The organism is Pseudomonas yamanorum, assembly GCF_013386765.1.
Lineage (GTDB): Bacteria > Pseudomonadota > Gammaproteobacteria > Pseudomonadales > Pseudomonadaceae > Aquipseudomonas > Aquipseudomonas yamanorum_A.
Genome location: NZ_JACARE010000043.1, coordinates 17155 through 31774 on the forward strand (window position 1 = coordinate 17155; position 14620 = coordinate 31774).

Genomic DNA, 14620 nt, shown 5'->3' on the forward strand with positions numbered 1-14620 from the left:
GCAGTGTTGACGCTTACCGTGGCACTCACCCTTCACACGTTCAACGTGGCGGGTGGGTGCTATGAGCCCGCTTATTCTGATGGCAACCGCCGGTCTCGGGATCGCCCTTCTGCTGTTCCTGGTCCTCAAGTACAAGTTCCAGCCGTTTGTGGCGCTGATGCTGGTGAGCATCCTGGTGGCGCTGGTGGCCGGGGTGAAACCGGCTGACCTGGTCGCCACCATCGAAGGCGGAATGGGCAAGACCCTCGGCCACATCGCAATCATCATCGCCCTGGGCGCCATGATCGGTCGCATCATCGAACTGTCCGGCGGCGCCGAGGCGCTGGCGAAAACCCTGATCGAACGCTTCGGCAACCGGCGCACGCCCCTGGCGCTGACCATGGCCGGCTTCATCATCGGTGTGCCGGTGTTCTTCGAAGTGGGGGTGATCATCCTGATGCCGCTGGCGTATGGCGTTGCCCGCCGGGCACGCAAGCCGCTGCTGATGTTTGCCTTGCCGATGTGCGCGGCATTGCTCACGGTGCATGCGTTCCTGCCGCCGCATCCGGGTGCCGTGGCAGCCGCCAGCCAACTGGGCGCCGACCTGGGCCGGGTGCTGATGTTCGGGCTGCCGCTCACGGCATTCCTGTGCTACGTCGGCTACCGCGTGGCGGGATACATGACGCGGCGTTTCTACCCGATGTCGGATGATATCCGTGCGGAAGTCTACGGGCCGCACGTGACCAACGATGACCTGCGCGCCTGGCATGACGGCAACGCCCAAAACGTTGAAAGCAGCACTGCCGCCGTGGCACACATGGGGCTAGAGGAATCCACCAGCAGCATCGTTGCCAAGCTGCCACCCGCCCCGGCGCCGGGTTTCGGGCTGATCGTCAGCCTGATCCTGTTGCCCATCATTCTGATCCTGCTGGGCACTCTGGCGACGTCGCTGCTGCCCATCGAATCGACCCTGCGGGCGATCATGACCGTGCTCGGCGCACCATTGGTGGCGCTGCTGCTCGACACTTTGCTGTGTGCCTGGCTGCTCGGCTCCCGTCGCGGCTGGAGCCGTACCCAGGTGTCCGACGTGATCGGCTCGGCATTGCCTGGCGTGGCCATGGTGATCCTGATTGCCGGCGCCGGCGGTGTGTTCGGCAAGGTGCTGGTGGACACCGGGATCGGTGCAGTGGTCTCCGACCTGCTGCGCACCACCGGGTTGCCGGTACTGGCGCTGGGCTTCTTGCTGACCATGCTGCTGCGTGCGGTGCAGGGCTCGACCACCGTGGCACTGGTGACGACTGCGGGTATCATCAGCCCGCTGATTGCCACGCTCAACCTGACGCCCAACCATATGGCGCTGCTGTGCCTGGCCATGGGCGGTGGCGGGCTGGCGATGTCGCACATCAACGACGCCGGCTACTGGATTTTCACTAAACTGGCCGGGCTCAACGTGGCTGACGGCCTGCGCACCTGGACGGTGATCACCACCCTCCTGGGCACCCTGGGTTTCCTGATCACTCTGTTGATCTGGCCTTTTGTCTGAAGGAGTTCACATGCCTCGCTTTGCTGCCAACCTGAGCATGCTCTACCCCGAACACCCGTTTCTGGAACGCTTCGCCGCGGCCGCCGCCGATGGGTTCGAAGCAGTGGAGTACCTCTTTCCCTATGAGTACAGCCCACAGGATCTCCAACAACGCCTGACCGATAACGGCCTGGTGCAAGCCCTGTTCAACGCGCCGCCCGGTGATTGGGCCGCAGGCGAGCGTGGCATCGCGACCTTGCCGGGCCGCGAGGACGAATTTCGCGCCGGTTTCGACCGGGCGCTGGAATACGCCGCCGTGCTGGGCAACACCCGCATCCACGTGATGGCTGGTTTGCTGCCGTCGGAAAATGAGCGTGCGCGTCACCACGGCGTGTACCTGGAAAACCTCGCCTACGCTGCCGCCCAGGCGCAGCAGGCCGGCGTCACGGTGCTGCTGGAGCCGATCAACACCCGGGACATGCCGGGGTTTTTCCTCAACCGCCAGGATCAGGCCCAGGCCATCTGCAAGGAGGTCGGCGCCAGCAACCTGAAAGTGCAGTTCGACTGCTATCACTGCCAGATCGTCGAGGGCGACCTGGCCGTCAAGCTGCGGCGCGACATGGGCGGCATTGGCCATATCCAGATTGCCGGCGTGCCTGACCGGCATGAGCCAGACCTCGGTGAGCTGAATTACCCATACCTGTTCGCGCTGATCGATGAACTGGGGTATGACGGCTGGATAGGCTGCGAATACCGACCGCGGGGCGACACCTCGGCTGGCCTGCAATGGTTGCGGGACTGGAAGGCGCGTTAAGCCAAACCCGTGGGCATGGCACCACGGGCATGGCGACGTTCTATGCGAAAGAGTTGGGGCAGTTCATGCAGCAGACCGAAAAAGCGCGCTAGGCCGGTTCGTGGTCGGACGGCAACATCAGTTCGACCCCTTGCTTGCGGATGCCGTCTGCGGCGGCGGGAGCCAACGCGGCGTCACTGATGACGATATCGAACTGCTCCAACCCGGCGATCTTGTACATGCTGAAGGTGCCGTACTTGGAACTGCTGGCCACCAGTACCGCTTGCGACGCCGACTGCATGGCGACTTGCTTGACCTCCACTTTCAACGCCGAAGGCGTGGTGATGCCGCGCAGAAGGTCCCAGGAACTGGTGGAGATGAAGGCGATGTCGGTGACCACCTGGCGCAGGGTGGCCACCGCGAGCCCGCCGACACACGAATGGTTGGAGTGATCCAACTGCCCGCCCGTGTGAATCACCGTCACCTGCGGGGCATCCATCAACGCCTGCACCACCCCGAAGTCGTTGGTCACCACGGTCATGCCGGCGAGTGCCTTGATGTAGGGAACGATCTCCAGCGTGCTGGTGCCTGCGTCCAGGTAAACCGTCATGTCCGCCCGCAGCAAGCGCGCGGCAAGCCTGGCCATGGCCTGCTTCTGCGGCAACTCAACCACCGCCTTGAGTTGATGGCTCGGCTCGCTGTGAAGCTGGCTCGCAATGCGCACCCCACCGGTGACCGAATACGCCCGGCCTTCCTGCTCCAGCAACGCGATATCGCGCCGCACGGTCATGTGGGAGCAGTCGAACATCTCCATCAACTGATGAACACTCAGCACTTGATGCTTGCGCAACTGACGCAATATCAGCTCACGGCGCTGATCAGGAATCATCGGTGCGCCGCTCTCGGCGGTGATGTCCTTCTGGCTTGGCATTCAAGGCTCCAACGAGTACGGCGGGTGGGTTCGGGTGAACCACATAGTAGCGAATCCACCGTGACCCGCGCGAGCCTGGCAAAAAAACAGTCGCCCCACGCAACTACTTCAACCGCCCTGCCTCGCCCAGCCAGGCGGGTGCGCTTTTCTGCAGCCACTCAGTGGCCGCGGGATTGTGTTTGACGCGGCTGTCCAGGAACGCCACACCAATGGCCTGGATCGCTGCGACCTGCTTGGGATCGGGGGCAGGCTCGCCCGCCATCGAACTGTTGCCGCCAAGTTTGGGGCCATGCTTGTGGCCTCGACCTTTGGGCGCATCGCCGGACGCATCACTGCCCTTTTCGGGCTGCTTTGCCGGTCGGCTGAATAACTCGCTGCCCGCCAAGGTCTTGTGAGTCGCGCTGTTCAGGTCCAACCGGACACTGCCGGCCACCGTCACCGAGTCACCCAGGACTTCCCGCTGGCGATAGGAACTGACCCAGTTGAACGGGTCTTCATCCTGCTGGCCGGTCATCGACAGCACCGGGGCCGATATTCGGGCGTACATGTCTGGACGGGCGTCGGCGTCCACGTAAGGGCTGAGCAACACCACCGCCTTGGGCTGGATCGCGACGCCCGACGTAGCGCCAGGCTCCAGCGCCCCGGCGAGCGCCTCGGCGGTCTGTGCGCCAAAGTCGAAGCCGGCGACCACCACCTGGTTCCAGTCGATGGCTGCCAACTGTGCATCACCCTTGGCGGCCCTTGCCCGAACTTCGGTCAGGACCTTCTGCAAGGTGGACAGCCTTTCGCGTAAAGCGGCGGCGGAATAATGGGGGCTCGCCATTCCGCGAAAGTCGCCATACGTCGCCTGCTGCGAGGCAAACACCGACTGATCGTGGGCGTGTTCCTGAACCGACAGCACCGCATAACCGGCCTGTGCCCAAGCCTTGCGCCACGCCACGCCGCCCGAGGCCGACTCCCCCAGGCCAGGCAAATAAATGATCAGTGGCACACGCTCCTGGGTCACCGGCGCCAGCCACGCCACATTCACCGATTGCTGATCGACTTGCCAGGTCGCGCCCCAGCCGGCCGTTTCGTGGTGGGCGGGTTGATAAGCGGTGCTCAACTCTTTATCGACCCGCTCGCTGAAAGCGGCTCGCGGGTTGGGCGGATCGCCCGCACACCCCGCGATCAATCCCAGGCTGCCCACCAGGGCGCCCACCGCCAGCCAGTACCGAGGTTGAAGGTTCATTCGATTCACACCGCCGTTCAGTTCAAGATGAGTGGCAGCCTAACCGACCCGCGGGTTAACGAATCGCAAGCGCGGGTAAAGAATGGGTAAAGCGTGACGGCACGATGGCCTTCCTCGCAGGTCTTTGTTTTATGAACGTCGGAAAATTTTCAAGGAGACGCCTGTGAGCATCAGAGACAACCCCGAGGACTACCAGGATCTCAAGCGGGCCGTCGGCTTGCTGGAATCCCCCTCCCTGACGGCCAGGCTGTCCGGCATGATCGGCTCCCCCATCGAAAGCGCGGTAAAGGCCTTGCCGGGAGTGGTTTCAAAACGGATCAATGGCGCAGTGGCGGCGGCCCTGCATTCATCCGCTGACGCGGCGTTGTGGAGCCTGGAGAACAATCCGAAAAAAACCGCCTCGACCCGGTTGCACAAGTTTTACGCGGCAACCTCGGGCGCCATCGGCGGAGCCTTCGGTATTGCGGCGCTGTTTATCGAGCTGCCAATCTCCACCACCATCATGATGCGCTCGGTCGCCGACGTCGCGCGCAGCGAAGGTTTTGACCTGGCAGACTTTGCCACCAAGCAGGCGTGCATCGAAGTGTTTGCCATGGGCGGCAACAGCCAGGCCGACGACGCCACAGAGACCGGTTACTACATCACCCGCAGCTTCACCACCCAGACCATGCAACAGCTGTCGAAGGAGCTGGCGGGAATCGCCGCCAAGCAGGGTTCCAAGGCCATCGGCAGCCTGTCCCCGGGGCAAGCCGGGAAATGGCTGGCGATCCTGATCGACAAGGTCGCGACACGCTTTGGCTTTACCATTTCCAGCAAGTTCGCGGCGCAGGCCGTGCCGGTGATGGGCGCGTTTACCGGGGCGACGATCAATGCGCTGTTTACGCATTTCTATCAGGACATGGCGCGGGGGCATTTCATCGTCAAACGGCTTGAGGAGAAGTATGGGTTTGAGGCGGTCAAGAGTGAGTACATGGCGATCAAGGCGACGCCATGAAACTTTGACCGACCGTCTCAAGCGCGCAATATCGCACCAATAGTATGATAAGTTTTCACCACTGCTTATATCTTGGGAGCTACTCATGGCTACTGTTCGAAAAACCATCACCGTGACCGACCAGCAAGATGGCTGGATAAAGGCGCAGATCGAAGCGGGTCATTACACCAATGACAGCGAGTACATCCGCGATTTGATTCGTCGCGAACAGGAGCGCAGTGCGGAAGTAGACGCCATTCGTGCCGCGTTACTTGAAGGCGAGGCCAGTGGCAAACCACGTGCATTTGACCCCGCAGCGTTCAAACAGAGGATGTTGAATGCCCATGGCTGAATACCGTCTTACACCCGCTGCCGAGCGTGACCTTGAAGGCATTTGGGTTTACACCGCTCGGCAGTGGGATGTGGACCAGGCAAATCGCTACATCGATATCTTGACGACAACGTTTTCTGATCTGGCACAACACCCTAAAACGGCCCCGGCCTGTGACCATATACGGCTTGGCTACCGAAGACGCAGCATTGAGCAGCATATGATTTACTTTCGGATCACCACGTATGGGGTATCGATTATCCGTATTTTGCATGACCGAATGGACGCGCCACGCAAACTATGACCCTACCTATCGGCTGTTGCAGAGCCAGGGCCTGAGCATCAGGCCTTCCCCAGCGACTACCACTTCGTCTCGATGTCGCAGATCGTGCTGCTGATGATCTACCCCAAAAATGAACGGCAGGACCTCGCTCCGATCTTCAGGACGAAAAAACCTCACCCCGCGGCCGCACAGACTTCTTGCATCTGGGCGCCTGCTGCCTCACAAGCTGCGCCTGCACCCCTGCAACCGCATCCAGAACAGCCTGGGCCCAGTTCTCATCCTGCGGATTAACCACGACCACGCGAAAGCCGTGATCATGCCCCTCGGCCCGCACGCCCTCGGAGTCATCCACGTGCAGGTCGATATCAAAGGCCGGCGGAAATTTCGAAGGTGTGTTCGACAGCCCGCGCACCGTCAGGGCGCGGGTGTGCAGCACGCTGTTCACCACCCCGTCGACACGGATGCCGTACAGCATCAACCAACGCCTGATGTAGGAAGGCGCCCGGCCAGACGACGTGTAGACCCAGATGCTGCACCCCTGGCGGCGCAGCTCCCGCGTCAGGGAACGGGTGCCGCTACGCAGCGGCTCGCCCCACCAGCGATGAACGCAATTGGGTAGCCAGCTTGCCTCGACGGCAGAATGATGGAGTTGGCAGGCCAGCGTGTCATCGATATCAAACGAGATACGCACGCGCGGGCGCTTGAGCACACCCGTGGGCATGGCATGCCGCACGGCTTGCAAGACTCGCCTGCCGGAGGTCCGGCATTTGCTGGCAAGCGTTGGATACCCGCTCATTAATGGCCTCCCTGATAGATAGGCTGCGGTGTGTCGCTCAAGAAAAACGCCTGTGGATCAGGTGCCTGTTCCTCCAGGAAGGCGGCGTATTTTTTCTTGATCTTGGGCAATTCGTACAACGCCTTGACTCCATGCTTGGCAGAGTTGCGTATCACCGAGGAGGGATTGAAGTAGCCCTCGGCATTTTCAAGTGTCAGCACGAACGGCGGCAAACCTGCGCGCATCAGCAAGTAGCTGACGATCAGCGAGCCGCTGCGGTTGTTGCCTTCGATGAACAATTGCGGCTTGCTGAGGATTCGCACATAGACACCGGCTGCGCGCTTCCAGACTGATTCGCTGCGATACGCGCAGTACCAGTTGTACAAGTCCTTGATACCGCCTTCAACGTTGTTGAAGAAGTGCTGCTCGGTGGCCGCCAGGTGGTGACTGTACTCCTGGCGACGTGCCGGGTCCTTGCCGCAGAGCACGGTGGCATTGATTTCCAGCATCAGGTCCAGGTGCTGAAGGTCAAACAGGTCGACACCCCGAGCGACATAATCGTCAATCAGCGCGTAGCCCTCAAGCACATTGAGCAGCACTTCGTCGGTCAACGGGTCGCGCTGCTCGGTAAAGTGCTGGCTGAGCTCGGCAAAGCGGCGCTGTACCTCACGCAGTGCGCGTTCAATGGCAGGTAGATCAAGGCGACGTGGAGCGGGCATTGGCAATCCTGGGAAACGGTAAAGGGGCCGGTCAGCTGAACTTGCCGCTGATGTAATCCTCGGTCATTTGTTCACGCGGGCTGCCGAAGATCTGGGCAGTCGGGCCCATTTCAACCAGGTACCCGGTGCGCGTGCCCTGGGAGATGTCCACCGAGAAAAACGCGGTGGTATCCGCCACACGGATGGCCTGCTGCATGTTGTGGGTCACCAGGGCGATGGTGTAGTCCTTCTTCAACTCGACCATCAACTCTTCAACCCGGCGGGTGGCGATCGGGTCGAGTGCCGAACACGGCTCATCCAGCAGGAGTACTTCGGGCTCGGTAGCGATGGCACGGGCAATACACAGCCGTTGCTGCTGGCCACCGGAGAGGGACAGGCCGCTGACCTTGAGCTTGTCCTTGACCTCGTCCCACAGCGCAGCACCTTGCAGGGCGTGCTTGACGCGGTCGCCCAGGTCGCCTTTGTAGCGGTTCAGCCGCAGGCCGAAGGCGACGTTGTCGAAGATGCTCATGGAAAACGGGTTGGGCTGCTGGAACACCATGCCGATGTAGCGGCGTACGACCACCGGGTCGACACCCTTGCCATACACGTCCTGGCCGAGGAAATGCACGTGGCCTTCGAAACGAAAGCCCTTCACCAGGTCGTTCATGCGGTTCAGGCTGCGCAGCACGGTACTTTTACCGCAGCCGGAAGGACCGATGAAGCCGGTGATCTTGTTTTTCTCGATCGGCACATGGCTGTCACGTACCGCCATGAAGTTGCCGTAGAAAATCTTGTCGAGCTTGCAGTCCATGACCACAGGCTCCTGGGTGACAAACGGAGCGGCTATTTGCGCAGTTGATACGTTCAAAATTCAGGTGCTCCCGTTCTCAATACTTGGGCTTGCCGAAAATCCGGCTGACAATATTCACGACCAGCACGATCATCACCAATACCAGCGAGGCCGCCCAGGCGAGCTCGAGCTGGTTGTCGAAAGGCATGCCGGAGAAGTTGTAAATCAGCACGGCCAGGGATGCCGTGGGATTCATCACCTCCAGGCTGCCGTCGTGGAAGATCCAGTAGTTGCTGAACAGCGCGGTAAACAGCAACGGCGCGGTTTCACCGGCAGCACGTGCCACGGCGAGCATGACGCCCGTGAGGATCGCCGGCATGCCGGTTGGCAAGATGATTTTCCAGATGACCTGGGAGCGGGTGCAGCCCATGCCGTAGGCGGCGTCCTTCATGATCTTGGGCACCATGCGCATCGACTCTTCGGCGGTCAGCACCACGATGGGCAGCATCAGTACCGCCAGTGCCACGCCACCCGCCGGAGCGGAGTAGGTACCGGTGGTCATCACCACCAGGGCGTAGGCAAATACCCCGGCCAGGATCGAAGGCAGGCCGGTGAGCATTTTGGCGGCAAAGCGCGAGGCGTTCGCCAGTTTGCTGTCCGGCCCCAGTTCAGCCAGGAAGACGGCGGCCATGATGCCCACCGGCACCGCGATGGCAGCGGCGATGCCGACCATCACAAAGGTACCGGCCATGGCGTTGCCGAAACCGCCGCCGGTCTCGAAGCCGGTCGGCGGCAGTTCGGTGAACACTTCCAGGCTCAGGCGTGCGCCGCCACGGGTGATCAGCATGTAGAGCACGGAGATCAGCGGCACGCTGGCCACCAGTGCGCCAAGCCAGACCAGCGTGGTCAGCACCAGGCTGCGCAGGGCGCGACCTTCAAATTTGCGCTGCAGGCTGGGCACAGCGCTGATTGGGGACGTGAGGTCTGTCATTGTTTGGTACCCCGCTGGGCGTAGAGCATGATCATCGAACCGATGACGTTGACCAGCAGCGTGATGAACATCAGCACCAGGGCTGCGTACATCAACACCTCGATCTCGTTGGGCCCGGCTTCGGGGAAGTTCAGCGCCAACAAGGCGGCCAGCGTGTTGGCCGGCGCAAACAGGGAAAGCGAAATGTTGTTGGCGTTGCCCACCAACATGGCCAGGGCCATGGTTTCACCCAGTGCGCGGCCGAGGCCAAGGACCAGGGAGCCGAAAATACCGGTGGCGGCGGATGGCACCATCACTTTGAGAATGGCTTCCCAGTGGGTGGTCCCCATGCCGTAGGCGGCCTGCTTGGTTTTCATCGGGACGCTGGTGAGGGCGTCCTGGGAAACCGCGGCAATGGTCGGCAGAATCATGATGGCCAGTACCAGCGCGGCTGGGAGCAACCCAGGCCCGCTCAAGGACGTGCCGAAAAAAGGTATCCAGCCCAGCTCGCTGTTCAGCCAAGCCGTCAATGGACGAATCGCCGGAATCACGACGTAGATACCCCACAGGCCGTAGACGACGCTGGGGATGGCTGCGAGCAATTCGACAATGGTGCGAAACACGGCTGCCAGCTTTGCCGGCAGAAAATCCTGGGTCAGGAAAATCGCCATGCTGACGCCGAAAAAGCCTGCAATCAGCAGCGCGATCAGGGCGCTGTAGAGCGTGCCCCAAATGGCCGGCAGAATGCCGTACTTGCCTTGGTTAACGTCCCAGACACTGCCGAACAGCACGTCAAAACCGTGCTTCTCCATGCCGGGAAGGGCCTTGCGTCCCACCTCGAATACCAAGGCGGCGACCAATGCCAGAATCAGTACCACCCCGATTCGGGCAAGCGCACGGAAGGTGCGGTCAACCAGGAAATCCTTTGCGGAGGGGGGTTGGCAGGCAGAATCCGGGTTAACCGGTACGACGAAGGGTTTGTTCATTGGCTAATTCCGGACCAGGGGGGAAACTCTCCCGGCGTGGCTGACAGCACACACCGGGAGAGGCCTCACGCGCATTACTGGATGTTGGCGGACGCTTTGCGAACCTGATCGACAACCGATTGCGGCAGAGGGATGTAACCCATCGAGTCGGCGATTTTCTGCCCCTCGGTCAGGCTGTATTCGACCATTTCACGCATGGCCTTGGCCTTGGCCGGGTTGCCGTTGTCCTTGCGGAAGATCATCCAGGTGTAGGACGTGATCGGGTAGGATTTGGCGCCATCCGGGTCCGGCAGCCAGGCCACCAGGCTTTCCGGCATCTTCACCGCTGCCAGTGCCTCGGCACCGCTTTCGGCGTTCGGTACAACATAATGGCCGGCCTTGTTCTGCAACTGGGCGAAGTCAACCTTGGCCAGCTTGGCGAAGCCGTATTCGATGTAGCCGATGGCGCCAGGGGTCTGGCGTACGGTGGCGGTCACACCGTCGTTTTTAGGCGATTTGATGAATTTGTCACTGGCTGGCCAGTTAACGGTGTTGCCTTCACCCAGTTCCTTCTGGAACGTCGGGTTGATCGCCGCCAGGTGCTTGGTGAATACCGCGGTGGTACCGCTGGAGTCTGCACGCACGACCACGGTGATTGGCGTATCGGTCAGCTTCAGGTCCGGGTTGGCGGCGACGATCTGTGGATCGTTCCACTTGGTGATCTTGCCCAGGAAGATGTTGGAGTAAACATCACGTGGCAACTTCAACCCTTTTGGGTTGCCTGGCAGGTTATAGGCCAGCACGATTTCACCCGCGGTCATCGGCAGCAACTGCACGCCTTCGGCAACCTTGGCAATGTCTTCGTCTTTCATGGCCGAGTCGCTGGCGGCGAAATCGACGGTTTTATTCAGGAAGTCCTGCACGCCCGCGCCGCTGCCCTTGGACTGGTAATCCACCGTGACACCTGGGGTCTTCTTGCTGAAATCCTTGAGCCAGGTCAGGTAGATCGGTGCCGGGAAGCTTGCACCGGAACCGGTCAGGCGAACGCTTTCGGCAGCAAAAGCCATGGAGCTGGCACAAAGAGATACCGAAACGGCGAGTGCAGCGGACTTCATCAAGCTCTTCATTAAGGAAACTCCTTGTGATAATTGGCCTCCGCACTCTGCAATAGGGTTGTTACAGTTTTATGAAAATTGAGTGGCGACGTGCTTTTGTCCCTGTTTTTCGCCTCAGCGACAGGGTTTGCGCGTGCTGGTAGTTGTAACAAGTTGCGACTAACGCTCAGCCACGCCCCTTGGACTCATGGGGCGTCGCCGGTCATTCAGTGCTCAAGGACATGAGTTCACTGACACGGGAAACCAGGGTTTTGACCGCAAACGGCTTAGTCAGCACCTGCATCCCTGCTTCTAGCTGGCCGTTGCCGATGGCGGCGTTTTCCGCATAACCCGTAATGAACAGCGTCTTCAGGTTTGGCCGGACGTCCCTGCCCGCATCCGCCATTTGCCGGCCATTCATTCCGCCTGGTAAGCCCACGTCGGTGATGAGCAAGTCGATGTGTGTGTTGGAGCGCAATATCTCCAGCCCGGCGATACTGTCGGCCGCCTCTATCAGCGTATAGCCCAGTTCACCCAGCACTTCCGTCAGGAGCAGCCGAACGGTGGGTTCATCGTCCACCACCAGGATCGTCCCCCCGGTTTTGCTGACCGTGGCTAGGCTTTTTTCTTTATCGTCGCGGTTTTGCCCGGCTTCCCCGAAGTAGCGTGGCAAGTAGATGCACATCGTCGTGCCTTGACCCACTTGCGAATAGGCTCTGACCTGACCGCCGGATTGTTTGGCGAATCCATAGATCATCGAAAGCCCGAGGCCTGTGCCCTGGCCGAGGGGTTTGGTGGTGAAGAACGGGTCGAATGCCTTTGCGATGACGTCGGGTGTCATGCCCATGCCGGTGTCGGTGACACACAGAGAAAGGTATTCGCCTTCGGGCATGTCGTGGGCGCTTGCAGCCTCTGCGCCCATCAACCGATTGGCCGTCTCGATGGTGATGCGCCCGCCATCGGGCATGGCGTCGCGTGCATTGATGCAGAGATTCAGCAGCGAGTTCTCCAGTTGGCTTGCGTCCACAAGCGCGGGCCAAAGCCCCGTGGCTTCGACGGTTTCCACCACAATGCCGGGGCCCACCGTGCGCTGAATCAGCTCAGTCATCCCTTCCATCAGCGCATTCACATCGGTGGGCCGCGGGTCGAGTGTCTGTCGCCGGGAGAAGGCCAGAAGGCGATGCGTGAGGGCCGCCGCTCGCTTGGCGGCGCCCTGTGCAGTCGTCATGTACTTGTCGACCTCCATCAAGCGGCCTTGGGCTATCCGGGTGCCCATCAGCTCCAATGCCCCTGAAATCCCGGCCAGCAGGTTGTTGAAGTCATGCGCGATGCCACCGGTCAGTTGTCCAACCGCTTCCATTTTTTGAGACTGGCGCAATTTCTCTTCGGTTTGCATCAGTTCGGCCGTTCTTGCCAACACCCGCTGCTCCAGCGTTTCGTTGAGCGTCCTCAACGCCGCCGTCGCCCGATCTCGCTCGGCCTCCATCGCGCGACGTTCTTCTACGTCGATAAGCACGCCGGGGAAGCGCAGCGGGCTGCCATCCTCGGCGCATTCAATTCGTCCGTTCGCTTCAATCCAGTAGTACTTCCCGTCAGCCCGACGCACGCGATATTGGTGGGAATACGCGCCTCCTCGCGTAATGGCCTCATTCAAGGCCCCCGAAAGTCCCTCTCTGTCGTCAGGGTGCACGTTTCTAACAATCTGATTGAGGCTGAGGCCTTCAAGGCCCAGCGTTGGGTCCAGGTCAAAAACCCTGGCGAAGGCTTCGTCCACGGTGAAGCAGTCGGTGGGCAGGTCCCAGTGCCACGTGCCTAAAATGGCACCCGCTGCGAGGGCGAGCTGGACGCGCTCAATGTTTTCGCGCGCAACCGCCTCGCTTGCCAGAAGGCGTTCCTGGGCATTTCGCCGTTCGGTGACGTCGCTGAAGAAGATTGCGATCTGCCGGTCGGCTGGGTCGCCGACACGGACCGCGCGAACATCGAACCATCGTTCGAACGTATTGGCGTAGCTCTCGAAATTGGCCGGCTCTCCGGTCTTGGCAACGTGCCCGTATTTCTCGAACCAAAAGCTCTCCAGATTGGGGGCAAACTCGGTCACCCATTTGCCCCGCAGGTTGACGCCGGCTTGACGCTCGAAAGCCGGGTTGGCTTCGACGAAGCAGTAGTCCACCGGCCGGTCGTCGGCATCGAATTTGACTTTGACGATAGCGAACGCCGCCTCGATCGTTTCCAGGATCGTGCTGAAGCGCTCTTCACTGCGGCGCAAGGCCGTTTCGGCGCTGCGGGAACGGGTCATGTCCAGCATCGCGCCGATCATTCGCTCGGCCTGGCCGTCGGTGTTACGGATCACGTGTCCTCGGTCAAGCACCTCGGCGTAGGAACCGTCCTGGCAGCAAAAGCGATATTCGGCGCTCCACGTGGTGCCATGCCCCTCAAGCGCGGTGCGGATCGAGCTCTCTACACGATCCCGGTCCTGAGGGTGAATTTGGCTGAAGCGCCACTCAGCCGTGGTATCGACGGTCTCCAGCGGGAATCCGTAGGCCTGTTGCAGTGCTTCGTTCCAGATGATCTGGTGGGTATTCAGGTCCCAGTCCCAGACCGCATCGCTGGTGGCCTTGACGGCCAATCGATAGCGTTCCTGTGCATCGACAATCGCGCGGCCGGCCAGGTGCTCGTTGGTGCGATCACGCAGGATTTTCACGAAACCAAGGTGGGCCCTGGCGTCATCATAAAGTGGCAGCAACTCGCCTGAAGCCCAGAACCGCCGGCCATCCTTGCGAAGGTGCCAGCGCTCATCCGAGGCGCGGCCCTCCAGGAGCGCATTTTGCATTTCCCGCTCAACCTGCCCGCTTGCGCGATCAGCGGGGGTGAAGAACAGCGCAACGCTCTGACCGCGCACCTCTTCGGCGGTCCAGCCCATGACATGAGTGGCTCCCGAATTCCAATCGGTGATGTACCCGAGCGGGTCGATCACGACCATCGCGAAATCGACCGCACTGTCGAAGATCGCCCTCTGGCGTGCCTCGCTCCCGGCAAGTGCCGCTCGACTGGCTTTCAGTTGAGCCGCCATGTCCTGAGTGTCAGGGGCCTCGATCCCGGCGTTACCGAGAGCCAATCGTAAGCGCTTGATCTCTGACTCAAGCTCCTCGCGGGTCATACTTTTCAAGATTTTCACCGCTCGTTCATTATTGGCTTTTTGGGGGGCAGGCCTGAATCAGTAGGCGTCACGGAATACAGCCAGATTTGGAATATAGACTCACAAGGCCATTGGCAGCTTGAACC

At 60.9% G+C, this 14620-nt stretch carries 14 protein-coding genes; 5 read left to right on the forward strand and 9 right to left on the reverse strand.

Annotated elements, in window-relative coordinates:
* Window positions 1-61 precede the first annotated feature (61 nt).
* Together HX875_RS27350 and otnI are read left to right on the forward strand one after the other, a co-directional pair.
* A complete protein-coding gene (locus HX875_RS27350; RefSeq protein ID WP_177047446.1) occupies window positions 62-1522 on the forward strand; it encodes a GntT/GntP/DsdX family permease in 1461 nt (486 codons plus the stop codon).
* A 10-nt stretch (window positions 1523-1532) separates the two neighbouring features.
* Complete coding sequence (gene otnI, locus HX875_RS27355; protein ID WP_177047447.1) at window positions 1533-2315, forward strand: 2-oxo-tetronate isomerase; 783 nt, start codon at window positions 1533-1535, stop codon at window positions 2313-2315.
* 88 nt (window positions 2316-2403) lie between these two features.
* On the opposite strand, the gene HX875_RS27360 is transcribed toward otnI, so the two are convergent.
* Together HX875_RS27360 and HX875_RS27365 are read right to left on the reverse strand one after the other, a co-directional pair.
* Window positions 2404-3225 carry a DeoR/GlpR family DNA-binding transcription regulator gene (locus HX875_RS27360; RefSeq protein ID WP_177047448.1) on the reverse strand — a complete coding sequence of 274 codons (822 nt, stop codon included), beginning with the start codon at window positions 3223-3225 and terminating at the stop codon, window positions 2404-2406.
* Between the two features lie 103 nt (window positions 3226-3328).
* Window positions 3329-4456, reverse strand: a complete 1128-nt coding sequence (locus HX875_RS27365; RefSeq protein WP_177047449.1) for an alpha/beta hydrolase — start codon at window positions 4454-4456, stop codon at window positions 3329-3331.
* 163 nt (window positions 4457-4619) lie between these two features.
* Between HX875_RS27365 and HX875_RS27370 the strand changes: the two genes are divergently transcribed.
* The 3 genes from HX875_RS27370 (at window position 4620) to HX875_RS27380 (ending at window position 6064) form a co-directional block, all read left to right on the forward strand.
* Window positions 4620-5450: an EcsC family protein gene (locus tag HX875_RS27370; RefSeq protein ID WP_177047452.1), complete on the forward strand. Its 831-nt coding sequence runs from the start codon at window positions 4620-4622 to the stop codon at window positions 5448-5450.
* Between the two features lie 85 nt (window positions 5451-5535).
* Window positions 5536-5781 carry a type II toxin-antitoxin system ParD family antitoxin gene (locus HX875_RS27375; protein WP_177047454.1) on the forward strand — a complete coding sequence of 82 codons (246 nt, stop codon included), beginning with the start codon at window positions 5536-5538 and terminating at the stop codon, window positions 5779-5781.
* A complete protein-coding gene (locus HX875_RS27380; RefSeq protein ID WP_177047456.1) occupies window positions 5774-6064 on the forward strand; it encodes a type II toxin-antitoxin system RelE/ParE family toxin in 291 nt (96 codons plus the stop codon). Before HX875_RS27375 ends, HX875_RS27380 begins: the two co-directional genes overlap by 8 nt.
* Window positions 6065-6200: 136 nt before the next feature.
* Here HX875_RS27380 and HX875_RS27385 read toward each other — a convergent pair whose 3' ends face one another.
* The 7 genes from HX875_RS27385 to HX875_RS27415 form a co-directional block, all read right to left on the reverse strand.
* A complete protein-coding gene (locus HX875_RS27385; RefSeq protein WP_177047458.1) occupies window positions 6201-6839 on the reverse strand; it encodes a hypothetical protein in 639 nt (212 codons plus the stop codon).
* Window positions 6839-7537 carry a hypothetical protein gene (locus HX875_RS27390; protein ID WP_177047460.1) on the reverse strand — a complete coding sequence of 233 codons (699 nt, stop codon included), beginning with the start codon at window positions 7535-7537 and terminating at the stop codon, window positions 6839-6841. The genes HX875_RS27385 and HX875_RS27390 overlap by 1 nt, the downstream gene beginning before the upstream one ends.
* Before the next feature lie 31 nt (window positions 7538-7568).
* Complete coding sequence (gene pstB, locus HX875_RS27395) at window positions 7569-8330, reverse strand: phosphate ABC transporter ATP-binding protein PstB (RefSeq protein WP_218171024.1); 762 nt, start codon at window positions 8328-8330, stop codon at window positions 7569-7571.
* 76 nt (window positions 8331-8406) lie between these two features.
* Entirely contained in the window at window positions 8407-9300 is an 894-nt protein-coding gene (gene pstA, locus HX875_RS27400; protein ID WP_177047464.1) for a phosphate ABC transporter permease PstA, read from the reverse strand.
* The gene (gene pstC, locus HX875_RS27405) at window positions 9297-10265 is read right to left on the reverse strand and encodes a phosphate ABC transporter permease subunit PstC (RefSeq protein WP_177047466.1); all 969 of its coding nucleotides are present in this window, start codon (window positions 10263-10265) and stop codon (window positions 9297-9299) included. The genes pstA and pstC overlap by 4 nt, the downstream gene beginning before the upstream one ends.
* A gap of 74 nt (window positions 10266-10339) precedes the next feature.
* Entirely contained in the window at window positions 10340-11371 is a 1032-nt protein-coding gene (gene pstS / locus HX875_RS27410) for a phosphate ABC transporter substrate-binding protein PstS (protein ID WP_177047468.1), read from the reverse strand.
* A gap of 190 nt (window positions 11372-11561) precedes the next feature.
* Window positions 11562-14495: a PAS domain-containing hybrid sensor histidine kinase/response regulator gene (locus HX875_RS27415; protein WP_177047512.1), complete on the reverse strand. Its 2934-nt coding sequence runs from the start codon at window positions 14493-14495 to the stop codon at window positions 11562-11564.
* Between the last annotated feature and the right edge of the window lie 125 nt (window positions 14496-14620).